The 22,357-nt window shown below is 71.9% G+C and carries 22 protein-coding genes; 13 read left to right on the top strand and 9 right to left on the bottom strand.

All coding sequences use genetic code 11. The features are described from left to right. Positions 1 to 64 precede the first annotated feature (64 nt). The gene (locus tag G4Z16_RS32965) at positions 65 to 448 is read right to left on the bottom strand and encodes a cold-shock protein (RefSeq protein ID WP_028436716.1); all 384 of its coding nucleotides are present in this window, start codon (positions 446 to 448) and stop codon (positions 65 to 67) included. A 228-nt stretch (positions 449 to 676) separates the two neighbouring features. On the opposite strand from G4Z16_RS32965, the gene G4Z16_RS19415 reads away from it, so the two are divergent. Beyond that, entirely contained in the window at positions 677 to 901 is a 225-nt protein-coding gene (locus G4Z16_RS19415; RefSeq protein ID WP_197351998.1) for a hypothetical protein, read from the top strand. Here the strand turns inward: G4Z16_RS19415 and G4Z16_RS19410 are convergent. From G4Z16_RS19410 to G4Z16_RS19400, 3 genes are all read right to left on the bottom strand, one after another. Continuing rightward, positions 883 to 1,542 carry an HAD family hydrolase gene (locus G4Z16_RS19410; protein ID WP_197351997.1) on the bottom strand — a complete coding sequence of 220 codons (660 nt, stop codon included), beginning with the start codon at positions 1,540 to 1,542 and terminating at the stop codon, positions 883 to 885. The two genes, G4Z16_RS19415 and G4Z16_RS19410, sit on opposite strands and share 19 nt — an antisense overlap. Positions 1,543 to 1,618: 76 nt before the next feature. After that, a complete protein-coding gene (locus tag G4Z16_RS19405; protein WP_197351996.1) occupies positions 1,619 to 2,539 on the bottom strand; it encodes a carbon-nitrogen hydrolase family protein in 921 nt (306 codons plus the stop codon). A gap of 33 nt (positions 2,540 to 2,572) precedes the next feature. Next, positions 2,573 to 3,625: a hypothetical protein gene (locus tag G4Z16_RS19400; RefSeq protein ID WP_197351995.1), complete on the bottom strand. Its 1,053-nt coding sequence runs from the start codon at positions 3,623 to 3,625 to the stop codon at positions 2,573 to 2,575. Positions 3,626 to 3,745: 120 nt separating this feature from the next. Between G4Z16_RS19400 and G4Z16_RS19395 the strand changes: the two genes are divergently transcribed. Further along, entirely contained in the window at positions 3,746 to 6,298 is a 2,553-nt protein-coding gene (locus G4Z16_RS19395) for a helicase-associated domain-containing protein (protein ID WP_197351994.1), read from the top strand. Between the two features lie 15 nt (positions 6,299 to 6,313). On the opposite strand, the gene G4Z16_RS19390 is transcribed toward G4Z16_RS19395, so the two are convergent. After that, positions 6,314 to 7,279, bottom strand: a complete 966-nt coding sequence (locus tag G4Z16_RS19390) for a GlxA family transcriptional regulator (protein WP_197351993.1) — start codon at positions 7,277 to 7,279, stop codon at positions 6,314 to 6,316. A gap of 104 nt (positions 7,280 to 7,383) precedes the next feature. Here G4Z16_RS19390 and G4Z16_RS19385 point away from each other — a divergent pair, with 104 nt between their 5' ends. From G4Z16_RS19385 to G4Z16_RS19375, 3 genes are all read left to right on the top strand, one after another. Next, positions 7,384 to 7,683 carry a putative quinol monooxygenase gene (locus tag G4Z16_RS19385; protein ID WP_197351992.1) on the top strand — a complete coding sequence of 100 codons (300 nt, stop codon included), beginning with the start codon at positions 7,384 to 7,386 and terminating at the stop codon, positions 7,681 to 7,683. 192 nt (positions 7,684 to 7,875) lie between these two features. After that, positions 7,876 to 8,421, top strand: a complete 546-nt coding sequence (locus tag G4Z16_RS19380; RefSeq protein ID WP_197351991.1) for a PaaI family thioesterase — start codon at positions 7,876 to 7,878, stop codon at positions 8,419 to 8,421. A 26-nt stretch (positions 8,422 to 8,447) separates the two neighbouring features. Further along, the gene (locus G4Z16_RS19375) at positions 8,448 to 8,765 is read left to right on the top strand and encodes a DUF4326 domain-containing protein (RefSeq protein ID WP_197351990.1); all 318 of its coding nucleotides are present in this window, start codon (positions 8,448 to 8,450) and stop codon (positions 8,763 to 8,765) included. A 37-nt stretch (positions 8,766 to 8,802) separates the two neighbouring features. Here the strand turns inward: G4Z16_RS19375 and G4Z16_RS19370 are convergent, their stop codons facing one another. After that, on the bottom strand, positions 8,803 to 9,294 hold the full coding sequence (locus G4Z16_RS19370) for a hypothetical protein (RefSeq protein WP_197351989.1): 492 nt from the start codon (positions 9,292 to 9,294) through the stop codon (positions 8,803 to 8,805). 653 nt (positions 9,295 to 9,947) lie between these two features. Here G4Z16_RS19370 and G4Z16_RS19365 point away from each other — a divergent pair. Continuing rightward, positions 9,948 to 11,624 (top strand): DNA repair helicase XPB, encoded by a 1,677-nt coding sequence (locus tag G4Z16_RS19365; RefSeq protein ID WP_197351988.1) that lies wholly within the window; start codon positions 9,948 to 9,950, stop codon positions 11,622 to 11,624. Here G4Z16_RS19365 and G4Z16_RS19360 read toward each other — a convergent pair. Then, complete coding sequence (locus G4Z16_RS19360) at positions 11,552 to 12,748, bottom strand: glycosyltransferase 87 family protein (RefSeq protein ID WP_246531324.1); 1,197 nt, start codon at positions 12,746 to 12,748, stop codon at positions 11,552 to 11,554. The two genes, G4Z16_RS19365 and G4Z16_RS19360, sit on opposite strands and share 73 nt — an antisense overlap. Positions 12,749 to 13,007: 259 nt before the next feature. Here G4Z16_RS19360 and G4Z16_RS19355 point away from each other — a divergent pair, with 259 nt between their 5' ends. From G4Z16_RS19355 to G4Z16_RS19340, 4 genes are all read left to right on the top strand, one after another. Further along, positions 13,008 to 15,047 carry a HelD family protein gene (locus G4Z16_RS19355; RefSeq protein ID WP_246530949.1) on the top strand — a complete coding sequence of 680 codons (2,040 nt, stop codon included), beginning with the start codon at positions 13,008 to 13,010 and terminating at the stop codon, positions 15,045 to 15,047. Positions 15,048 to 15,069: 22 nt separating this feature from the next. Next, positions 15,070 to 15,564, top strand: coding sequence for an anthrone oxygenase family protein (locus tag G4Z16_RS19350; protein WP_197351987.1), 495 nt, complete (start codon positions 15,070 to 15,072; stop codon positions 15,562 to 15,564). Positions 15,565 to 15,717: 153 nt separating this feature from the next. Next, positions 15,718 to 16,035: a DUF6226 family protein gene (locus G4Z16_RS19345; protein ID WP_197351986.1), complete on the top strand. Its 318-nt coding sequence runs from the start codon at positions 15,718 to 15,720 to the stop codon at positions 16,033 to 16,035. Beyond that, positions 16,032 to 16,991, top strand: a complete 960-nt coding sequence (locus tag G4Z16_RS19340) for an NAD-dependent epimerase/dehydratase family protein (protein WP_197351985.1) — start codon at positions 16,032 to 16,034, stop codon at positions 16,989 to 16,991. The genes G4Z16_RS19345 and G4Z16_RS19340 overlap by 4 nt, the downstream gene beginning before the upstream one ends. Positions 16,992 to 17,005: 14 nt before the next feature. On the opposite strand, the gene G4Z16_RS19335 is transcribed toward G4Z16_RS19340, so the two are convergent. Then, entirely contained in the window at positions 17,006 to 17,530 is a 525-nt protein-coding gene (locus tag G4Z16_RS19335) for an AAA family ATPase (RefSeq protein ID WP_197351984.1), read from the bottom strand. Between the two features lie 104 nt (positions 17,531 to 17,634). Further along, positions 17,635 to 19,125 carry an FGGY-family carbohydrate kinase gene (locus G4Z16_RS19330; RefSeq protein WP_197351983.1) on the bottom strand — a complete coding sequence of 497 codons (1,491 nt, stop codon included), beginning with the start codon at positions 19,123 to 19,125 and terminating at the stop codon, positions 17,635 to 17,637. Between the two features lie 385 nt (positions 19,126 to 19,510). Here G4Z16_RS19330 and G4Z16_RS19325 point away from each other — a divergent pair, with 385 nt between their 5' ends. The 3 genes from G4Z16_RS19325 to G4Z16_RS19315 all read left to right on the top strand — a co-directional run bounded on the left by G4Z16_RS19325 (position 19,511) and on the right by G4Z16_RS19315 (position 22,311). Further along, complete coding sequence (locus G4Z16_RS19325) at positions 19,511 to 20,521, top strand: LacI family DNA-binding transcriptional regulator (RefSeq protein WP_197351982.1); 1,011 nt, start codon at positions 19,511 to 19,513, stop codon at positions 20,519 to 20,521. A 218-nt stretch (positions 20,522 to 20,739) separates the two neighbouring features. Next, positions 20,740 to 21,531, top strand: a complete 792-nt coding sequence (locus G4Z16_RS19320; protein WP_197351981.1) for a VOC family protein — start codon at positions 20,740 to 20,742, stop codon at positions 21,529 to 21,531. 231 nt (positions 21,532 to 21,762) lie between these two features. Then, complete coding sequence (locus tag G4Z16_RS19315; RefSeq protein ID WP_425508093.1) at positions 21,763 to 22,311, top strand: GNAT family N-acetyltransferase; 549 nt, start codon at positions 21,763 to 21,765, stop codon at positions 22,309 to 22,311. Positions 22,312 to 22,357: the final 46 nt, after the last annotated feature.

The raw sequence follows: 22,357 nt of genomic DNA, 5'->3' as shown, positions 1-22,357 counted from the left end.
TGGGGGAGTGCCCCCACCCGCCGCCGCCCGCGCGTATCGCCTGGACGTCAAGCCGGCCGTACGTCTAGACGTCGAGCTGGTCGGCTACGGCACGGAGCATGCCGGCGATCTTGTGGCCGTGCTGCCTGTCCGGGTACCGGCCGCGCTCGAGTCCCTGCGCCACGCCGTCGAGGAGCGTGGTGAGGTCCTGGACGATGGAGGCCAGTTCGTCGGGCTTGCGCCGCTGCGCCGCGGCGACCGACGGGGCCGGGTCCAGCACGCTCACCGAGAGGGCCTGGTCGCCGCGTTGCCCGGCGACGACGCCGAACTCGACCTTCTGGCCCGGCTTCAGGGCGTCCACTCCGCTGGGCAGCACGGAGGAATGCACGAAGACATCGCCGCCGTCGTCGCGGGAGAGGAAGCCGAAGCCCTTCTCGCTGTTGAACCACTTGACCTTGCCGGTAGGCACGTCTGTCCTCGTCCTCGTACTGCCGGGCAGCCTCGGCTGCGTCCTGAAAGCTGTGATCTCGTGCTGAACCTTGCTCCGGAGAGCAAGTTGAGCGGGCCGAATGACCCGCTCATCACCAAGGCTAACCCCCGGTGCCCGGTGGCTGGAGGTCCTCCCGGACCCCTCAGGGGCCAGGGAGAGCCACCGAGCGGTTCTCCGTACAGTTGCCAACCGATCTACCCTGGCCGCGTGAACACTGAAACGTCCCAGCCCGGGGATCTTCTCGTACGATCCGGCGGCGTCGTCTTCCTCATCGGCGCCCTGGCCACACTGGTCACTGTGGCCCCGCTCTTCCTCGGCACCGAGCCCTTCCCGGCGCCCGCCTACTTCGTCTGCATGCTCATGGGTGTGGGCTTCGCGATGGCCGCCGCGGGCCTGGTGAGGTCGGCCCTGGGTCAGCGCCGCGAGCAGTAGTCGGCGAACCAGCCCGGGAACTCGCCCAGTCCTCCGGTCAGTACGACATCCGCACCGGCTCCCCGCAGTTCCTCCGCATCACAGGGACCGGTCGGCACGGCCACGGAGAGAGCGCCGGCCGTCGCCGCTCCGCGTACGTCCCCGACGTGATCGCCCACGTACACGCTCGCCCCGAACTCGCGCAGCGCCTCGGCCTTCGCCTCCGCCCACAGCCATCCGGCCACCGCGTCCGGTTCGATGCCGAGGTGTTCCAGGTGCAGCTTGGCGTTGGGCTCGTGCTTGGCGGTGACGACGACGGCGCTGCCGCCCGCCGCCCGTACGGCCGCGACCGCCTCGCGTGCGCCCGGCATCGCGGACGACGACGCGATCGCGTACCGCGGATACAGCTCGCGGTAGCGCTCGGCGGCCCCGGGGATCCGCTCGTCGGGGAACCAGTGGGCCAACTCCTGCTCCAGCGGCGGCCCGAGGCGCGTCACGGTCAGCTGCGCGTCGATGTGGACGCCCGTCTCCTCGGACAGGGCCACGTAGGTCGCCAGGATGCCGGGGCGGGAGTCGATGAGCGTCATGTCGAGGTCGAACCCGACGGTGGGGCCCGGTCCGGCCGCGGGGGTGTCCTGGTCGTGCGTTGCCATGCCGGTCATCCTGCCCTGCGGCGGTCCGCTCACCCCAGGTGGGACGGCCGCGGTGCGGGCCGCCGGATCGAGAAGGCCCGGACGGTCACAGTGACGTGCGGTCGGCCGAGCGTGGATCCGGCACGGGAGTACCGGAGTTGAGGACTCCGTCCATCGCCCTGGCGCGCCAGTGCGCGGTGGAGTCGTACAGCGGCTGTTCCGTGTCGACGGTCGAGATGAGCACCGCCGCACGGTTGCGGGGCAGCCGACCGGTGGTGATGCCGTCCGCACGGACGAAGAAGGCGCCCCAAAGGCTTTCCCTGGCCGAGGAGTTGGGGCAGCTGATCCAGACATGGTTGGCCCCGGCCTGGGCCGTCATCGTCGCCGGCATGAGGATGCCGGGGTAGGTGTCGGCCGTGTTGAGGTGCAGCACGTCCTCGCCGATGGCCTCCCGGATGGCGGCGATCTTGGCCGGCGGAGCGTGCCCCGCGTGGAAGGAGTGCAGCACCAACTGCACGCCCAGCCGCTTGTATTCGCGGTACAGCTCGGGGAAGCGGAAGTCGTAGCAGATCAGCGTGCCGCACCGGACGCCGCCCACGGTGAAGACGACGGGGTGGTCGCCCGGTGTGTAGTGGGCGAGGTCGCCGGTGCGCCCGCCGGGGTCGCCGGAGCAGAAGCGCTTGTCGTAGCGGTCAACGAGGGTGCCGGTGTCGTCGATGACGTACAGGCTGTTGTGCGGCTTGTGTTGGCCGGTGAGGCGGTGCGCCGAACCGAGCACCACCCACAGCCGCAGTTCGGCGGCGAGCCCCATCACGCGAAGCATCGCGGATTCGAGCAACTCCCAGTCGAATTCGCTGTGGTCCTCGAAGTCGGCGCCCGCGTAACCCGACAGGCACGCCTCGGGGAAGTGCGCGATGTCCGCGCCCCGGTCCTTCGCGGACCTCATCTGGCGCATGACGTAACGGCAGTTGCGCTCGATGCCGGCGTCAACGGGGAACTGGCAGGTCGCCACGGTCAGCCTGGCCATGGGCCGTCCTCCCCCGCTCTCGCGTCCCCGTGCTCACACCCGGGGCCGCCGGGCACGCCAGACGAGGAACAGCGCGCTGGCGACCGCAGCGGCTCGCAGCACCACCGGGCCCGAGTCCATGATGGCCTGACCGAGCTCCTTGCCGCCTTCCTTTATCGGCTCGCCCCACCGTCCGTCGACGCGTCCCCACAGCCACACCAGCATGCCGCCCGCGACCAGCCCGGGCATGCCGCCCGCGGCCCACTTGGCCTCCGTGCGGCTCAGGCGCGGCGACCACCAGGCGGCCAGCCAGCCCACGCCGAGCGTGATCAGCGAGCCGACGAGCGCCCCCGCCACCAGCAGCGCGGCCGCCGCCCACTCCACGATGCCGCCCGCGCGGGGCCCGGCCGCCGCGAGGCGCGAACGCCGCGGCCACAGCCGGCGGCCGGCACCCCCCAGGGCCACGTCGGCCTCGGGGTCGGCGACGTCCGTCACCTCGTCGTCGGGGGCCTTGCGGGCGGCCGGTACGGGGATCTTCGGGCGGGCGCTCCCCGGACGGGCATCGCCCTCCTCGCCGCCGCCGGGCGGCGGGTTGAGCAGCTCGGGCAGCTCGATACCGCCGATGAAGCCGGGCACGGGCTCGCCGAACGTGCGGCTGCCGCCGCCGTCGCCGTAGGGACTCGGGTCGACCCGCCACCAGTCCGGGTCGGACTCCTCCGGCCCCAGCTCGTCCATGCCGGCCAGGTGGGGCGCGGAGGCTCCTTGCGAGGCAGTGGGAGCCGCCGGCCCCGAGGTACCCGAAGTCCCCTTGCCGAGCGACACCTTCGGGCCCTCGTCGTCGCCGCCCCAGGTGGAAGAGCCCGCCGAGCCGTCCGCCGCCGAGCCGCGCGCCGCGACGACCTCCTCCGGCCGCCCGAGCCGCGCGAGGATCTTCTTCACGGCTGCCTTGCTCTCGGCGCCGCCCTCCTCGGCCCGCAGACGGTCGATCTGGCCACGCAGGCCGCTGACGAGGCGCGCCCGTTCGGCGGCCGTCATCGACGTGCTGTGCGCGAGGTCGCCGATCCGGCTCAGATAGTCGAATACGAGCTTGTCGCTCTCGATCCCCACCAATTCCCCAACGACTGCTTGCCCTTGGCGCCTGCCCTGCCATTTGCCAGGCTTGCCCACGACGGTACCCTGCGCCGCCCGCGCTAACGTGGTTTGGATGAGCACCGAAACGTGGTCCGGATGAGCACCGAGCACAGCGGCAGCAGCAGCGCCGCACCCCGCACGCTCGCCGACGATCTGCGAGGCCGCGACGACGCGGCCCTCGCCGGGCTGCTCCGCACCCGCCCGGATCTGCTCTCCCCCGTCCCCAACGACCTCACCCAGCTCGCGACCCGTGCGGGCACCCGGGCGTCCGTCGTGCGGGCGGTGGAGCGGCTGGACCGCTTCGCCCTGCAGACCGCCGAGGCCATCGCCGTCGCCCCCGACCCCTGCTCGTACGCCACTCTCGAAGCCCTCCTCACGGGAGACCCCGAGGCGTCGGACGAGGCGGCCGCCATGTCGGACGACGTCGCAGCCGAGCTGCCCCGCGCCCTGCGCTCACTGCGCGAGCAGGCCCTGCTGTGGGGCGGCGACGACCGGCTCCATCTCGTGCGCACCGTATGGGAGTTGCTCAGCCCCTCCCCGTCGGCTCCGTCGCCGACCGGCCTCGGCCCGACGCTCGCGGAGGCGACGGCCGGGATGTCGCCGGGGCGCCTTCAGGACATCCTCGCCACGGCCGGGCTCCCCGCGACGCACGATCCGGTGAGCGCGCTCGCCGAGCTCACCTCGCTCTTCGCGGACCGCGAGCGCACCGACGCGCTCCTGGGCGGCGCACCGCCCGAGTCGCTGGCGATGCTCGACAAGCTGCGATGGGGCCCGCCGTACGGCTCCGTGCACACCGACTCGCTCTCGTCGCCCGTGACTTGGCTGCTGGACCGGGCCCTGCTGGTGAGGACCGCACCCCGCACGGTCGTCCTCCCCCGCGAGGTGGCGCTGCATCTTCGGGCGGGCCGCGCGCACCAGGACGTCGAGCCGCTGGCGCCCCGGCTGGAGGTCCGGCGCGAGTATCCGGAGCAGGCCACCGACGAGGCGGCGGCGGGCCAGGCCCTCGCCGCGCTGGGCACCCTGGAGGAGCTCCTCTCCGACTGGGAGACCGACCCGCCGTCCGTACTGCGCGCCGGCGGCCTCGGCGTGCGCGACCTCAAGCGCACCGCCACCCTCCTCGACGTGCCCGAGCCGACGGCCGCGTTCTGGATCGAACTCGCCTACGCGGCAGGCCTGCTGGCCTCCGACAACGAACCCGACGAGGCCTACGCACCCACGCCCGCGTACGACGAGTGGCTGCGCCGCCCCACGCACGAGCGCTGGTCCCACGTCGTGCTGCGCTGGCTCACCGGCACCCGCGTACCGGGCCTTGTCGGCACCCGCGACGCCAAGGGACGCGTCCTCGCCGCGCTGGGCCAGGGCCTGGACCGCGGCCTGTCGGCCGAGGTGCGCCGCCGGACCCTCGAACTGCTCTCCGCCCTCGAACCGGGTTCGGCGCCCACGCAACACTCCGTCCTGGCACGGCTGCGCTGGGAGCGCCCGCTGCGCGGCGCCGGGCGCGCCGTCGGCGACAGCCCGGGCGACCTGCGGACGCAGCTGGCCGAATGGGCCCTGCACGAAGCCGAGTTGCTCGGTCTCACGGGGCGCGGCGCCCTCGCCTCGTACGCGCGTGGGCTGGTCCTGCCCGACCTGGGGGCACCCCCAGCGGTAGCTGGGGCAAGCACCCGCACCGCGAGCGAACTGGAGAGCGCGGCTGCGCAGGCCGCGGGACGGCTGGCCCCGCTCCTGCCCGAGCCGGTGGACCACATCCTGCTCCAGGCCGACCTCACGGCGGTGGCACCCGGCCCGCTTCAGCGGCCGCTCGCCGCCATGCTCGGCGTCCTCGCCGACGTCGAGTCCAAGGGCGGGGCCACCGTCTACCGCTTCACCCCGACGTCCGTCCGGCGGGCCCTGGACGCCGGGCGCACGGCGAGCGACATCCACGCCTTCCTGGCGTCCCACTCCCGGACCCCCGTCCCGCAGCCGCTGAGCTACCTCGTCGACGACGTGGCCCGCAAGCACGGCAGGCTTCGCGTGGGTGCCGCGTCCTCGTACGTACGCTGCGACGACGACGCGCTCCTGACCGAGATCACCGCGGACAGGCGTTCCGCGACGCTCCAACTGCGGCTGCTCGCACCGACGGTGCTCGCCTCTCCCCTGCCGCCGGACCAACTGCTCGCGAAACTGCGGGAGATGGGTTACGCGCCGGCCGCGGAGGGAGCCGAGGGCGATGTGCTGATCGCCCGCGCCGACGCCCACCGCACACCGCCGCGCACCGCGCCCGAGCCGGTGCCCGACGGCCCGCCAGTGCCGGACGGGGCGCTGCTCACCGCCGCCGTGCGCGCGATCCGGGCGGGCGACCACGCGGCGACGTCGAAGCACAAGACGCCCAAGCCGTCCGGACGCGTGCCGAAGCCCCCGGCCTCCGGGGCCGCTGCCCTGCCGCGTACGACGTCCGCGGACACCATCGCCATGATGCGGTCGGCCGCGCAGTCGGGGGACGCGGTCTGGATCGGCTACGTCAACGCCGACGGGGCCGCCAGCCAGCGGGTCATCGCGCCGGTGCGCGTGGAGGGCGGATTCGTGACCGCCTACGACCACACCGCGGACGAGGTCCGCACCTATCCGCTGCACCGCATCACGGGCGCGGCCGAACTCGCCGGGCCCTGACCCGGCACGGCGCACTCACGTCCGCTGCCGCCGCAGCGCCCCCGCGGTCACACCGGTGCGCTCGCGCAGCAGTATCCGCAGGGTGTTGGGGTGTTCGTAGCCCACCCTCCTGGCGATGGTCTCCAGCGAGAGGCCGGTCGTACGCAGCAGGTGGGACGCCTGCTCGACGCGCAGATCCTGGACGAAGCGGACGGGAGAGGTCCCCAGCGTGCGGTGGACGGCACGCTGAAGGGTGCGTTCGCTGACGCCCACCGCCTGCGCCCCCTCCTTGATGCTGACCGGTTCGCCCAGGTGCAGCCGCGCCCAGCGCTCGAAGGCCGCAACCGTCGGGTCGTTCTTCGCCAGGGCGCTGGGGATCGTGTACGCGGACTGCGAGGGGCGCTCGTCGACGACGAGGCAGCGGGCGACGAGGTCGGCGAGCGCGGGGCTGGCCATGCGGACGACGGCCAGCGCGAGGTCGACATGTCCGAAGGCCGCGCCCGCCGTCGTCACCCCGCGGGAGGTCGTCACCATCCGCGTCTCCTCCAGGCCGACGTCCGGGTAGCGCTTGCGGAAGACGGGCGCCAGCCACCAACTCGTCGTCGCACGGCGGCCGTCGAGCACACCCGACTCGGCCAGCAGGAAGGTGCCGGTGCACGCCGAGGCGACCGGCACATCCCTGCTGCGCGTCTCCCGGACCAGCCGGCGTGCGGCGGCCGACGCCGGGCCCGAGACGTGGTCGATCAGCTTCTCCGGCCGCCGCTCGGCAAGCGCCGGCACGAGCAGCAGTCCGGCGTCCGCGGCCTCGGCGACGGGACGGGTCGTCACCAGGTGCCCGGCGCCGGTGCGGATCCTGCGGCGGAAGCCGACCGTCGCGACCTCCCGCGCGGGCGGGGGGTGCGGCAGGTCGTCCCGCATGGCGTCGGCGGTGCTCAGCACGTCGAGGATCGCGGCCAGCCCGGAGTCGAAGACCCCGTCGTATGCGAGTACGGCGATGTCCATGGCGGAAACGGTATCGGAAGTGTCGTTCACGACACTGGGGAACGGTCGTTCGGCTCCATAGATTCACAGGTGTTCGTCATCGGCACGACACCGGGAGGGATCACATGACGAAGCTCGGACTACTGGCCCGCATCGAGGCGAAGCCTGAGCACGCGGAGAAGGTCGGGGAGCTGCTGCGCGAGGCACGGCAGCTCGCCGAGCAGGAGGGCACCACGGTCACCTGGTTCGCGTTCCGCCAGGACACGACCACCTTCGGCGTCTTCGACACGTTCGAGAACGAGGAAGGGCGCACCGCTCACCTCGAGGGCAGAATCGCGGCGGCGCTGGCGGAGGCCGCCCCGGCCATGCTCGCCTCGGCACCGGACATCCGGCCCGTCGACGTGCTGGCGGTCAAGCTTCCCTGACCGTCCGCCGGCCGCGGGAGTCCCGGGCGCGATCCACGCCGCCCGGGGCTCCCGCCTCGTAGGAGGCCACTGCTCGCGGCACCCGAGCGGCGTCGGAAACCATATGGAACGCGTCGGAAGCGACACTGCCGAAGATCGCCGGCAGCTCGTAGGTTCGCTGCGTACGACAGCCCGACAGCGAGGAACCACACAATGTCCCAGTCGACGTCCCAGTCCACCGCCCGGCCCGCCGGAAGCGACACCACGCGCTCGCGCACCCACACCTGGGCGGCCCCGACGACATACCTGGACGCGGGCGGACGCCCCGGTCTCGAACTGGTCCGGCTGGGTCTCGAAGGGCACCTGCCCCAGGCCCCGATCTGCGGCACCCTCGGCTTCAGGCTCGTCGAAGCCGAGGAGGGCAGGGCCGTCTTCGAAGGCGAGCCCGGTGAGCACCTGTTCAACCCGATGGGGACGGTGCACGGCGGTTTCCTGGCCACGCTCCTGGACTCCGCACTGGGCACCGCGGTGATGACCACCCTGCCCGCGGGCCGCGCCTACACGACCGTCCAGCTCGGCGTGAATCTGGTGCGCCCCGTCTTCGGTGACACCCCGACGCTGCGGTGCGAGGGCACCACCCTCCACGTGGGCCGCACGACCGCGACGGCCGAGGCACGCGTGACGGGCGCCGCCGACGGCAGGCTGTACGCACACGGCACGACCACCTGTGCCGTCTTCGCCCTGCCCCAGTCGGGCTGAGCCCGACCAGGAAGCGGAGGAAGCTCATGAGCGGTACGGCAGCGACGACGGTCGTCAATCTGAAGGGCCACCGCGACGACCCCGACTACGCCGACGTGGTCTACGTCGGGCGCCCGATGCACCGGGGCGGATGGCATCTGGAGGGGTCCCCGCTGGCGAGTCCGTTCCGCCCCGGCCGCGACGGCACCCGGGAGGAGGTCCTCCGGCAGTACCGCGAACACCTGCTGGGCCGCCCCGACCTTCTCGCCATGCTGCCCGACCTGCGCGGCCGCAGGCTCGGGTGCTGGTGCGTTCCGGAACCCTGCCACGCGCAGGTGATCGCGGAACTCGCGGACGCGGGCTGAACCCGGCGGGAGCGCCGCCGGGTTCGGCCTCACCTCGTCAGCCGCGGGAAGCGCCCGCCGGCCACACCACGTCGACCGCGAGACCGGCGCTGCGCGCGTCCGCGACGATGTCCGCGGTCGTCCCGCCCTTCTCCGCCGATCCCGGCTGACCGTCCCAGATGGCGACCAGCCGGTCGGCGCGCTCCAGCAGCACCGCGTTGGCCGCCTCGTACGCCTTGCGGTCCGCGTTCGCGTACGGCAGCACCAGCACCTCGTCGGCGGCGGCGGTGAGCCGGTCGTAGGTCTCGGCGTGCTCCGGTTTCACGGTGGCCTGCCGGTAGTCGCGGCTGGGGAGGACAGCCACCAGCCGTCCGCCCGCCGCGAGCACCGACTCCGCGAAGAGTGAGTCGGCGCCCGCCGCCACGCACGACAGACCCACGAGCCCGGAGGGCTCGAACATGCGCAGCAGCCGCTCCAGTTCCGCCCGTACGAGCGGCACCGTGTCCTCGGACAGCTCCATGTGCCCGGTTACCGCAACTTTCGTCGCCATCCCGGTCGCTCTCCTTCGTCAGTTCCGTTCAACGCGCCCTCGGATACGGTCACGCATCTCATACGGACCACTACACCTTGTGTCCGGACGTATTACCGTATAGGCGCTTGGCCCTGATTCGTGGCCACACGCACGGCAGGCGCCCGTGTGGCCCCTCACTCCGTGTGGACCTGATCTCCGGAGCGGCTGCCGCGGTCCGTCGTTCGCAGACCAACGGTCGCGTCCCTGGCCCATCCGTTCCGGGAACAGGACCGCGGCGAAGAGGACCGCGGTCCGAAAGCCGCGGTCGACGTCGCGGATCGTCCGGTCGAGGTCTTCCTCCGCAGGTCGATGGGGCGCTCCAGGTCTCAAAAGGCGCGGTGATCGTACGAGGCGCCGGGCTTCGGAAGGACACGGCCCGTGCCCGTGCAGCTGCCGGGCCAGAGCTGTGCACCTGCCGTGCCCGACCCCATGGACGAAGTGAGGTGGAGCGGTCTTCGGACGGGGCCCCGCGGTCCGCCGCCGGGCGCGGGCATCCGTGATGCGCACCCCCTCCACAACCGCTCCACAGCTCGCGAAGCGAGCCATGCGGCACACTGGAGTTTTGACCGGAGGCGTCCGAAGCGCGCAACCGGAGAACAGCCGGACCGCACCGCGAGACGGAGGAAGCACGCGTGAACGGTGGCCCCCTGATCGTCCAGAGCGACAAGACGCTGTTGCTGGAGGTCGACCACGAACAGGCGGACGAGTGCCGCCGTGCCATCGCTCCCTTCGCCGAGCTGGAGCGGGCGCCGGAGCACATCCACACCTACCGCCTCACGCCGCTCGGCCTGTGGAACGCCCGTGCCGCCGGGCACGACGCCGAGCAGGTCGTCGACGCGCTCGTCGAGCACGCCCGCTACCCCGTGCCGCACGCCCTCCTCGTCGACGTGGCCGAGACGATGGCCCGCTACGGCCGGCTCCGGCTGCTCAAGCACCCCACGCACGGTCTGGTCCTGGAGACCACCGACCGGCCCGTGCTGGAGGAGATCCTGAGGTCGAAGAAGATCCAGCCGCTCACCGGTGAGCGCATCGACGCGGACACCGTCGTCGTGCACCCCTCCGAGCGCGGCCAGATCAAGCAGGTGCTGCTGAAGCTGGGGTGGCCCGCTGAGGACCTGGCGGGTTACGTGGACGGCGAGGCGCACCCCATCGATCTGGTGGAGGACGAGTGGTCGATGCGCCCGTACCAGCAGCACGCCGTCGAGGGCTTCTGGCACGGGGGCTCCGGCGTCGTCGTGCTGCCCTGCGGCGCGGGGAAGACGCTCGTGGGTGCAGGTGCGATGGCACAGGCGCGGGCGACGACGCTGATCCTCGTCACCAACACCGTTGCCGCCCGTCAGTGGAAGCACGAGCTGGTGCGCCGTACGTCGCTCACGGAGGACGAGATCGGCGAGTACAGCGGGACGCGGAAGGAGATCCGGCCGGTCACGATCGCCACGTACCAGGTGGTGACGGTGAAGCGGAAGGGCATCTATCCGCACCTGGAGCTCTTCGACTCCCGCGACTGGGGCCTGATCATCTACGACGAGGTGCATCTTCTGCCCGCGCCCGTCTTCAAGTTCACCGCGGACCTCCAGGCCCGCCGCCGCCTCGGCCTGACCGCGACGCTGGTGCGGGAGGACGGCCGCGAGTCGGATGTCTTCTCCCTCATCGGGCCCAAGCGGTTCGACGCGCCGTGGAAGGAGATCGAGGCGCAGGGCTACATCGCGCCCGCCGACTGCGTCGAGGTGCGTGTGAGCCTCACCGACTCCGAACGCCTCGCGTACGCGACCGCCGAGACGGAGGAGAAGTACCGCTTCTGCGCGACCACCGACAGCAAGCGCCGCGTGACGGAGGCACTGGTGAAGCGGCACGAGGGTGACCAGACGCTCGTGATCGGCCAGTACATCGACCAGCTCGACGAACTCGGCGAACACATCGGCGCGCCCGTCATCAAGGGCGACACCACCAACAAGCAGCGGGAGAAGCTCTTCAACGCCTTCCGCGAGGGCGAGTTGAGCACGCTGGTCGTCTCCAAGGTCGCCAACTTCTCCGTCGACCTGCCGGAGGCGACCGTCGCCATCCAGGTCTCCGGCACCTTCGGCTCACGTCAGGAGGAGGCACAGCGGCTGGGACGGATCCTGCGCCCGAAGGCCGACGGCCACGAGGCGCGCTTCTACTCGGTGGTCGCGCGCGACACCATCGACCAGGACTTCGCCGCACACCGCCAGCGCTTCCTGGCGGAGCAGGGCTACGCCTACCGCATCGTCGACTCCCAGGACCTCCTGACGGCCCAGCCGGAGGCCGCACCCGAGAGCGAGAGCGAATAGCAGCGCACGGCGACCGCCGAGAGCAGTGCCAGCGCCAGCAGCGCGTACGGCGAGGCGAGCGGCTGCAGCCACCACTCCAACCTCAAGTCCTCGGCGCCGTGCTTCGGCACGAGCCACAGCGTGCGCACCGCGAAGACCGCGGCGACCGCTGCCACCACGCCGTGCCCCGCGCCGGTCCGCGCCCGCTCCGCGGCGAGGAGGACGAGCAGCGGCACGCACCACACCCAGTGGTGCGACCAGCTGATCGGCGACACCAGCAGCGCGGTGAACGCGGCTGCCATGACGCCCCACGCGGACTGCCCTCGCCGCACATGCAGATGGCGGGCCAGCGTCAGCCCGGCCACCGCGATCACGGCCGCGGGCAGCAGCCACAGCAGGCCCGGCTCCACCGTGTGCGCGATGCGGGCGACAAGCCCCTGCAGTGACTGGTTGTCGACGATCCACACCTTGCCGACCCGGGCGGTCTCGAAGACCCGGCGCGTGAAGAACTCCCAGCTGGCGGAGGGCAGTACAAGGGCACCGGCCACGACCGTGGCGGCGAAGCCCGCCAGAGCCGTGAGCCCCGCACGTACGCGCCCCGTCAGCAGCAGATGGACGACGAAGACCGCCGGCGTGAGCTTGATGCCCGTGGCGATGCCGATAGCCAGGCCCTTGCCGCGCGCGCCGTCGGGACGCCCCAGATCCCACAGGACGAGGCAGACGAGCAGCAGATTGATCTGGCCGAAGACGAGCGTCTGGAAGACGGGCTCCAGCCACAGCGCGGCGCCCGTCGCCGCGAGCACCACGGCCCGACGGCTCCACCGCCCCCTACGGACCCCGCTTCCGCCGGGAAGTGAGTCCGCCAGCCGCAGGGAGAGGTGGAGGAGGAGCGCGACGAGGGCGGCGTTGCCCGCCACGAAGGCGACCTTCGTGACGGCCGGTGAGAGCCACACGGTGGGCACGAACAGCAGGGCCGCGAACGGCGGGTAGGTCGCGGGCAGGTCCCACCCGGTGACCGTGAAGCCGTACAGGTCCCCGCCGTTCACGACGGCGGCACCTTCAGCGCGGTAGACCAGCAGGTCCGCCATGGGGAAGCGCTGCACCACGCACAGCACAGCTAGCGCGCCCAGCGACAGCACGAGCAGCACGGCGGCCGCGATCAGCGCCGCGCTGCCGTCCTCGGTGGTGCTACCGCCGTATGTGTCCGGCCGCCGTGTCACGTGCGCCGCCTCTCCTTCCGTCGGTGGCCGGCCCGTACGGGGAAAACCGTTGGCCCGGCCCACCGCGGCGGGGCTAGGCTTCCGCGTCTGCCGCCTCCCGGTCCGGGGAGGACCCCCGACCGCTCGGAAACCGGTCGGCCTTCCGTTCCGTACGCACACCGCGCATTCGCCCGGAGGCAAACCCGTGTCCGCCCCTGCCCATTCCGTCCCCGGTCACGCCCGCAACCCCCTCGACGACGAACGGGCCCATCTGGCGGCCTCCCGCGCCGCGCTGCGCGCCATGCGCGAGGACGCGGAATCGCTGGACATCACCGACGTCACGGCGAACTGGGTCAACGCCGAGGTGCTGCGTGCCGGTCTCGACGCGCGCATCAGATCGCTCGCCGACCTCGCCCACACACCGCTGTTCTTCGGCCGCCTCGACTACGTGCCCGCCCGGACCTTCTACATCGGCCGCCGCCACGTCCACGACGCCGAGGGCGATCCGATGGTGATCGACTGGCGTGCGCCCGTGTCGCAGCCCTTCTACCGGGCGTCGAAGAAGGACCCCCAGGACATCGCGCTGCGCCGCAGGTTCGGCTACGCGGCCGGTGAGCTCACCGCGTACGAGGACGAGCACCTGACCGATCCGAGCGACGCGGAGACCGGCTCACGGCTGCTCCAGGCGGAGATCGAGCGTCCGCGCGTCGGCCCGATGCGGGACATCGTCGCGACGATCCAGCCCGAGCAGGACGAGATCGTGCGGGCCGGGATCGAGGGCTCCCTGTGCGTGCAGGGCGCCCCCGGCACCGGAAAGACGGCGGTGGGCCTGCACCGCGTCGCGTATCTGCTCTACACGCACCGCGAACGGCTCTCCCGCGCCGGCACGCTCGTCGTCGGTCCCAACTCCTCCTTCCTGCACTACATCGAGCAGGTGCTCCCGGCGCTCGGCGAGATGTCGGTGCGGCAGGCGACGGTCACGGACCTGGTCGCCCACGTCCCGGTGCGCGGCGAGGACGGGGCCGAGGCAGCGGGCATCAAGGGCGACGCACGCATGGCACAGGTGCTGCGCCGGGCGGTGCGCTCCGGGGTGAGCATGCCGCAGGAGCCGTGCGTGGTGGTGCGGGGGTCGCGGCGCTGGCGGGTCCCCGCGGACGAACTGGCTTCCCTGGTCGAGGAGTTGCTGAGCCGCGACATGCGGTACGGGGCGGCACGGGAGGCCCTGCCGCAGCGCATCGCCCACGCGGTGCTGGTGCGCATGGAGCAGGCCGGCGAGGCTCCGGACGACCGCGTGCAGGACGCGGTGGCGCGGAACGCGGCCGTCAAGGCCGTCGTGAAGACGTGCTGGCCCGCCGTTGACCCGGCGAAGCTGGTGCTCCGCCTGCTGTCGGACCCGGAGTTCCTCGCCGAGCAGGCCGAGGGCATCCTCACGGAGGCAGAGCAGCAGGCGATCCTGTGGGCGAAGCCGGCCCGCGGGGTCAAGTCGGCACCCTGGTCGGCGGCGGACGCCGTACTCGTCGACGAGGTCGACGACCTGGTGCGGCGCACCCCTTCACTGGGGCATGTCGTCCTCGACGAGGCGCAGGACCTGTCCCCCATGCAGTACAGGGCCGTCGGCCGCCGCTGCTCCACGGGCTCCATGACCGTGCTCGGCGACATCGCACAGGGCACGACCCCGTGGGCGACGGCGAGTTGGGAGGAGGCGCTGCGTCATCTGGGCAAACCGGCCGCCGCCGTCGAGGAGTTGACGCTCGGCTTCCGTGTGCCGCGCCAGGTCATCGCGTACGCGTCCAGGCTGCTGCCGGAGATCGCGCCGGAGCTGCGCGAGGCGACCTCGGTCCGGGAGTCGCCGGGGGACTTCTCCGTACGGGCCTGTCCCGCACCGGAGTTGGACGCGGCGGTCGTCGAGGCGTGCCGCGAGGCGCTGCTGCACGAGGGCTCGGTGGGCCTGATCGCCGCGGACGCGCGGGTGCCCGCGCTGGCGGTCGCCCTGGATGCCGCGGGGCTGCCGCATCTCGCTCCGGGCACGGAGACCGGGGAGGGCTCCCGGCTGACGCTGGTCCCGGCGACGCTGGCCAAGGGCCTGGAGTACGACTACGTCGTCCTGGACGAGCCCGCCGCGATCATCGACGCCGAACCGGACATCCGCACGGGGCTGCGCCGCCTCTATGTCTCCCTCACCCGCGCGGTATCGGGACTCGCGGTTCTGCACGCGGCACCGCTGCCGCCCGCGCTGGCATCCTGAGATCCCGACCTCGGAGGTCCTGATGCTGTGGTGCCTGCAGACAGCGAGCCTCATCGCCGCGACCCTCACCACCGGCCTCAGCGCGGGGCTCTATTACGGCTTCGCCTGCGCGGTCATGCCGGGCCTGGCCCGTGCGGAGGACCGGACCTTCGTCGAGACGATGCAGCGCATCAACACGGCCATCATCAACGGCTGGTTCATGCTCCTCTTCCTCGGATCGCTGGTGCTGTGCGTCGCCGCCGCGGCGCTCCAGGTGCCGCGCGGGGGCTGGGCGACGCCGCTGCCCTGGACGGTCGCGGCGCTCGTCCTGTACGTGGCCGTGCTGGTCATCACGGCACGCGTCAACATCCCGCTCAACAACGCGCTCGACGCGGGCGATCTGCCGGGCGCCCTTGGCGAACTCGCCGCCGTGCGCACCGCCTTCGAGCCGGCCTGGGTCCGCTGGAACCTGGCCCGTGCGGTCGTGAACACGGCGGCCTTCGCCTGCCTGGCGTGGGCCCTGGTGCGGCAGGGCTGAGACTGCGAAAGCCCCATGCCGCCCCGGCCCCTTCGCGCGGCGAAACCGGGTGATCGGACCGCGGCGGCCGTCGTGGCTTCGGTGGATGGATGCGACGACGCTTCGTGACGCCGTGGACAAGGCGTTCGCAACGACAGGCGCGGCGACGCACCCGTGGCCGGACCCGCACCCGTGGGGTGCGACGCGTGCGACAGCGGCTCGGAGCTGCTGCTGGAAGACTTCGACTCGTACGTACTGGCCGTCGTCGGCGGCGAGTTCGTCCACATCGGCAGGGGCGAGGACACGATCGTCTCGCAGGGGTCCGGCTGGTCGGCGAGCGGCAGGTTCGCCGCGTCGCGCCGCGACCCGGAGCGCCTGCTGAGAGATGCCCGCTCCGGGCGGTCGAGGCATCCGTTGGTACGCGGCGAGCCGTGGTGGTGCCCTCACACATCTGGGACGGGGCGCGGCCTGGCCCTACGATCGGGCGCATGAAGATCGCGGTGCTCGGTGGCAGCGGACATGTCGGCTCCTTCCTCGTCCCACGCCTGGTCGAGGAGGGCCACGACGTCGTCGTGGTGAGCCGCGGGCGGCGCAAGCCGTACCGTCCGCACGGTGCCTGGCGGCGCGTGACGACGGTGGTGATCGACCGCGAGGAGTCGGAGGCCGACGGCTCGTTCGGGCCCGCGATCGCCGACCTCGGCGCGGACGTCGTCATCGACATGATCTGCTTCCGCGAGGAAAGCGCACGTCAGCTGGTCGAGGCGCTCGCCGGCCGCGTACAGCACTTCCTGCACTGCGGGACGATCTGGGTGTACGGGCCGAGCGGGCAGGTCCCCGCCGTCGAGTCCGAGCCGAGGCGCCCGCTGGAGGAGTACGGCCGGGGCAAGGCGGAGATCGAGGCGTATCTGCTGGACCAGGCACGCCGGAACGGCTTCCCCGCCACCGTGATTCACCCCGGTCACATCACCGGGCCGGGATGGGTGCCGATCAACCCGGCCGGCCACCTCAACCTGAGCGTGTTCCAGGCCCTCGCCGACGGGGCGGAGGTCACGCTCCCCAACTTCGGGATGGAGACCCTGCACCACGTCCACGCCGACGATGTCGCGCAGGTGTTCACGGCGGCGATGGCCAACCGGTCAGCGGCCGTCGGGGAAAGCTTCCACGCGGTGGCGCCCACGGCCCTGACCCTGCGCGGTTACGCCGAGGCCGTCTCCGGATGGTTCGGGCACGAGCCGCGGCTGGCGTTCCTGCCCTGGGAGCAGTGGCGCACCACGGTCGACGAAGGGGACGCCGAGGCGACGTACAGCCACATCGCGCACAGCCCGCACCGGAGCATGGAGAAGGCGAGCAGGCTGCTCGGCCACCGGCCCCGCTACACCGCGCTCGAAGCGATCGAGGAGGCCGTGGACGCGCTCGTCGCGGAGGACCGCATCAAGCGCCGCGAGTGACGGGGCGGCCGGCCCTACCAGGCGGCTGCGTGGAGCACATCGAGGGCGATGTCCCGCACCGACCGGGCGTCCGTCGGTATCCGGACGGTGTCCGCAGGAGCGCGCTCACTCAGATGTCGTGCCATGCGGAGGCTCCGCTCGACGTGAGCGGCGAACTGGGAGCCGATCTCCCGTTGGGCGAGCCGCTCCCTCACGGTGGCCTCATCGGCTGTGAGCAGGACACAGGTGGACCTGATCCCGCCGCCGCCCATGGCCCGTCGGATCATCGGCTCCTCCAGGACGCTCACCGTGTTCGTGTAGATGAGGCGACGCTGGCCGAGAGCCGCGTAATTCGCCCAGACCGCGGCCGTGTTCCGCTCGGTGATCGCCGCACGGTGAGGGTCGTCGTCGGGGGCGGGGTGAATCTGGTCCATGTAGTCGCCCTCGATCAGACAGTGCGCCGTTCCCTCCGCCTGCAGCACCGCGGACACCTCCCATGCGACCGTCGTCTTCCCGACGCCCGCACCGCCGCCGATGAGCAACAGTTCGTAAGTGGTCATGGCTGACGAGCCTGGCAGTGCCCGGACTGCCACGGCATGTGGTTGTCGTGCGAGCCCTCCCGACCCGCCGGGCGGCCAGCGATCAAGCGGCCTCCGAAGTGGGCCTACCCGTCCGCGAGTTGGCGGGCAGCGAGCGCGTGCATCACCTCGCGCGTGGAGGGATACAGGCTCAGATAGTGCTCGTACAGCTGGTCGTAGACCGCGCGGCGGGCGGGTTCGGGACGGACGAGCGACTCCGCGGGGTTCCACTCCGCGATGTCCGCCTTGCGGGCCAGCCCCGTGCCGACCGCCGCGAGGAAGGCGTCGCCGTGTGCGGCGCCGATGGTGTGGCGCGGCACGGTCTGCTCCAGGCCGGTGACGTCGGTGACGATCTGCGTCCACAGATCCCGCGCCCCGCCGCCGACCGCCACGAGCCGCCGCAGGTCGCCGCCCGCCTCGCGCATCGCACCCAGGTTGTGCCGTACGCCGAAAGCCGTGGCCTCCAGGGCGGCACGGTAGAGATGCGCGCGTCCGTGGCGGAGGGTCAGCCCGGCGACGACGCCGCGGGCGTCGGGGTCGAAGACCGGCGTTCGCTCACCCGCGAAATAGGGCAGCATCAGCAACCCTTCGGCGCCCGGCGGCAGTTCGGCGGCCTCCTGGGTGAGCGTCGTGTAGTCCGCGCCGGTCAGATCGCGCAGCCAGGCGGTGATCGCCCCGGACGTGGCCATGCCGGCCGCGAGGCAGTACGTGTCCTCATAGGTCCCCGCGGTGGACCACAGCCGTACGTCCGGCACCGGTTCGCCGACGACGTTGACCAGGAACATCGTCGTCCCGTACATGAGCATGAGATCGCCGGGGCCTGTGGCGCCGACCGCGGCCGACTCCGCCCACGCGTCGATGGTGCCGGCGACGACGGGCGTACCGGCGGGGATGCCGGTGGCGGCGGCCGCCTCTGCGGTCACCTCGCCCACCACCTGTGAGGGCGCCACGAGTTCGGGCCACTCCAGGCCGGGCGCCACCTCCTCGCACCACTCCTCGATCCAGCCGCCGCCAAGCAGGTCGTGGAGCGGGTCGCACTGGCTGGCGGAGTGGTGGTCGAGCACGTACGCACCGGTGAGGCGGCGTACGAGATACGAACTCGCCATGTACCAGCGGCGCATCCGCGCGTACACGTCCGGCTCGCGCTGCCGCACCCACGCGAACTTCGGACCGAGGGCCTGGCTGGTCAGGGCGGAGCCGCAGCGCCGCATGATCTCGTCCTGGCCGTAACGGGCGGTCAGTTCGGCGACCTGGTCGCCGGAGCGGGTGTCGACGCCGTAGAGGATCGCCGGGCGCAGGGGCGAATCGCCGGCGTCGGCGGGCAGCAGGCACGGCCCGATGCCGCTGACGCCGATGCCCGCGAGATGGTCGCCCGGCAGGGCCCCGGCGAGGAGTTCGGCGGCGAGTTCCGTGAAGTCCCGCCACCAGATCTGCTGCGCGTCGTGCTCGACCCAGCCGGGCCGCGGGCTCGATGTGCGGTGCTCGCGCACGGCCTGAGCCACGATCCGGCCCTCGGCGTCCGTGAGGACACCCTTGGAGCTCGAGGTGCCGATGTCGATCCCGAGCAGCAGTGTCATGGCAGCTCCCTCGCGCCGTCCTCCATGCGTGCCATGGAAATCCTCCGGTGGTTGTGCGGACGCTACTTCAGGCCGGACGTCCTGACGGGCCCGACCGTCTGCTGGTAAAGCGGGAGGAGCGTGAACACTCCGTGGACGCCCGCGCAGGGGTCGCCAGCACAGCCCCGAAGAAATCGATTTCTTACACTGTCTCGAGACGCCGGGAACGCATGGACGGGCGAGAGGGAGGCGAGGCGTGCCGGGCCGGACATCGGCCCACGACCAGCACCGGAGACCTTGTTGAAATCCATTTCACGCGAACGTAGGGTTCACCGCAGAAGGTGTCAAGAGCTCGGGCGCGGCTCCTCCCCCCCCAGCCCGTGCGCAGCACATGAAGGAGTCCCCGGTGGCAACCATCAGCGACGTGGCACGGACCGCCGGGGTCTCGCCCGCGACCGTCTCCCGGGTCTTCAACGGCGGTCGCGTCACCGCCGAACGCGCCGAGCGTGTCCGCAAGGCCGCCGCCGACCTCGGATTCTCGCCGAACCGGGTCGCCCGCTCGCTGCGCATGCAGCGCGCCAGCGTCATCGGCCTGCTGATCCCGGACATCGAGAACCCGTTCTTCACCTCGCTCGCGCGCGGCGTCGAGGACGCGGCCCAGCGCACGAACCTCTCCGTCGTGCTCTGCAACACCGATGAGGACGTCGAGAAGGAGCACCGCTATCTCGACATCGCCCTCGCCGAGCAGATGGCGGGCGTGATCGTGGCCGCCGCCTCCCGCAGGCGCACCGACCTGTCCGCGCTCGCCACACGGGGCATGCCCGTCGTCGCCGTCGACCGGCGCCCGCGCGCGGCCGAGGTCGACGCGGTCATGGTCGACAACCAGCACGGCGGCGAGGACGCCACCGCCCATCTCCTCGAACGCGGTTACGCGAGGGTCGCCTGCATCACCGGCCCTGCCGGCGCCTCCACCTCCGAGGACCGCCTCGCCGGCTACCGGGCCGCGATGCACGAGGCCGGTTTCCCCGACGAGTGGACGCGCGCCCACACCCGGCACGCCGACTTCCGCGTGGACGGGGGCTACGCGGCCATGCGCGAGCTGCTCGCTCTCCGTACGCCGCCGGACGCGGTCTTCGTCGCCAACAACCTGATGACGGTCGGTGCCCTGCAGGCCCTGCGCGAAGCGGGGGTCGAGCCGCCCGGGTTCGGCATCCTCTCCTTCGGCGACGTGCCGTGGGCGTCCCTGGTCAGGCCGCCGCTGACCACCGTCCAACTACCCGCGTACGACATGGGAGCGTCCGCCGCCGCCCTGCTCCAGGACAGGCTGGCGGGCTCGGACAAGCCGCTCCAGACCGTCGTCCTGCGCACGGTCCTCCAGCCACGGGAGAGCACGATGGGACCGGGCGCGCGGAGCTGAGACCGGCCAGGGCGGCGCCCCACGACTCGCGGCGGACGACGGAGTGCGGTAGGCGGCCGTCCCCGCCCTTGCGGCATCGAGGAGCCCTCGATGCCACTCCGGCCCTGTGAGCAGCGGTTTTGCACCGAGAACCGGTGCCCGGGCATCCGCTCGCCGAGCGAGCCTCAGTGGGCGATGGGAGCCTGATTCGTGTCAGGGACCTCCCGAAGGGAATCGCCATGATCACCACTGACTTTTCCGTTGGCTCCCCGTGCTGGCTCGATCTCGGTGTGAGGGATTCCGCCGCCGCGAAGACGTTCTACGGCGGGGTCTTCGGCTGGACTTTCCAGCCGTTCGGGTCGGGCGAGGAGGAGTTCGGCCTCTTCAAGTCCGAGGGGAGGAACGTCGCCGCTCTCGGCCCGCTCGACGAGGGCGCACGATCGGCGTGGATGATCTACTTCAACACGCCTGACGTGGATGCGGCGGTGTCGAAGGTCCGCCAGGCCGGAGGCACGGTCCGGGTCGATCCGTTCGACGTCAACGACCAAGGCCGGATGGCCCAGTTCACCGATCCGCAGGGCGCGCAGTTCGCCGCCTGGCAGCCGGGCAAGACGGCCGGCGTGGAGATGGTGGACGAGCCCAACTCGCTGATGTGGGTCGAGCTGTACACGACCGACGCCTCGGCGGCGAAGGAGTTCTACAAGGGCCTGTACGGCTGGGACTTCACGGACATGCCGATGCCCGGTGACGAGTCCGGCACGTACACGATCATCGGTCCCTCCGGCGCACCGCAGGAGCGGATGCACGGCGGCCTGATGGAGGTCCCGCAGGAGGCCCTCGCCCTGGCCGGCGGCAACCCGTTCTGGCACCCGGTCTTCCACACCGTCGACTGCGACGCGACGATCGCGAAGGTCACCGAGCTCGGCGGGAACATCGTCATGGGCCCGGAGGACGCCGAGGGCGTCGGCCGCATGGCCGTCTGCCTCGACCCCTTCGGCGCGGACTTCGTCGTCCTCAAGCCCTCCATGTGAACGAACCGCCCGATGTGACCACCCCCGGCCGCCACCGGGGGTGGTCCGCACGTGAGGGGCTCCGGACCCCGACTCAGCCCCGTACGAAGGGAGTTCAGGGCCGGACCGGCAGTCGTGCGGCCCGGTGGTCGCCCACAGTGACCGGCCATTACGCTTCCGACTCCCTTGCCCTACGGACGACTTCGAGCGATGACACCTCCACCAGCACCGAGCCTCCTCCGCGGACCACGAGTGGCGGTCAGACACGTCACGCACGACGACTACGCGGAACTCACCGCCCGTACACGGGAGAGCGCCGAGATGTACCGGCCCTGGATTCCTCAACGGGAGGCGACTCCCGAGACGTTCGCCGAGTACATCGCCCGGTGCGGCGGGCCCACGCACGAGGGCTTCGTGATCTGCCTCTGCGACACCGGCGGCGGCACCGCGGAAGACACCGGCGCCGCGGGCTGTTCCGGTCACGCGCACCGGATCGTCGGCGCCGTCAACATCAACAACATCGTGCGGGGCACGCTGCAGTGCGGGGCGCTGGGCTACGTCTCGTACGCGTCCACCACCGGCCGCGGCTATATGACGGAGGGGCTGGGTCTCGTGATCCGCCACGCCTTCGACGAGATGGGCCTCCACCGCCTGGAGGCCAACATCCAGCCGGGGAACGTCCGTTCGTCCAGGCTCGTGGAGCGACTGGGCTTCCGGCGGGAAGGTCACTCACCGGCCTTCCAGCTCATCGACGGCGAGTGGCGCGATCACGACCGCTGGGCGATCACGTCCCCCGGATGAGCCCTACCCCATCACCGCGCTGAGCGCCGCCGCCCGTCCGTCTCCC

It is taken from the genome of Streptomyces bathyalis (assembly GCF_015910445.1).
GTDB lineage: Bacteria > Actinomycetota > Actinomycetes > Streptomycetales > Streptomycetaceae > Streptomyces > Streptomyces bathyalis.
Note: the sequence above shows the minus strand (reverse complement) of the source record. Positions and strands in the feature narration are given on the sequence as shown.

Bases quoted from the DNA above. Each gene is read 5' to 3' on its own strand.
- G4Z16_RS19410 (WP_197351997.1), bottom strand. From the start codon at position 1,542: ATGACCGGCATGGCAACGCACGACCAGGACACCCCCGCGGCCGGACCG.
- G4Z16_RS19405 (WP_197351996.1), bottom strand. From the start codon at position 2,539: ATGGCCAGGCTGACCGTGGCGACCTGCCAGTTCCCCGTTGACGCCGGC.
- G4Z16_RS19395 (WP_197351994.1), top strand. From the start codon at position 3,746: ATGAGCACCGAGCACAGCGGCAGCAGCAGCGCCGCACCCCGCACGCTC.
- G4Z16_RS19390 (WP_197351993.1), bottom strand. From the start codon at position 7,279: ATGGACATCGCCGTACTCGCATACGACGGGGTCTTCGACTCCGGGCTG.
- G4Z16_RS19385 (WP_197351992.1), top strand. From the start codon at position 7,384: ATGACGAAGCTCGGACTACTGGCCCGCATCGAGGCGAAGCCTGAGCAC.
- G4Z16_RS19380 (WP_197351991.1), top strand. From the start codon at position 7,876: ATGTCCCAGTCGACGTCCCAGTCCACCGCCCGGCCCGCCGGAAGCGAC.
- G4Z16_RS19375 (WP_197351990.1), top strand. From the start codon at position 8,448: ATGAGCGGTACGGCAGCGACGACGGTCGTCAATCTGAAGGGCCACCGC.
- G4Z16_RS19370 (WP_197351989.1), bottom strand. From the start codon at position 9,294: ATGGCGACGAAAGTTGCGGTAACCGGGCACATGGAGCTGTCCGAGGAC.
- G4Z16_RS19350 (WP_197351987.1), top strand. From the start codon at position 15,070: ATGCTGTGGTGCCTGCAGACAGCGAGCCTCATCGCCGCGACCCTCACC.
- G4Z16_RS19340 (WP_197351985.1), top strand. From the start codon at position 16,032: ATGAAGATCGCGGTGCTCGGTGGCAGCGGACATGTCGGCTCCTTCCTC.
- G4Z16_RS19335 (WP_197351984.1), bottom strand. From the start codon at position 17,530: ATGACCACTTACGAACTGTTGCTCATCGGCGGCGGTGCGGGCGTCGGG.
- G4Z16_RS19330 (WP_197351983.1), bottom strand. From the start codon at position 19,125: ATGACACTGCTGCTCGGGATCGACATCGGCACCTCGAGCTCCAAGGGT.
- G4Z16_RS19320 (WP_197351981.1), top strand. From the start codon at position 20,740: ATGATCACCACTGACTTTTCCGTTGGCTCCCCGTGCTGGCTCGATCTC.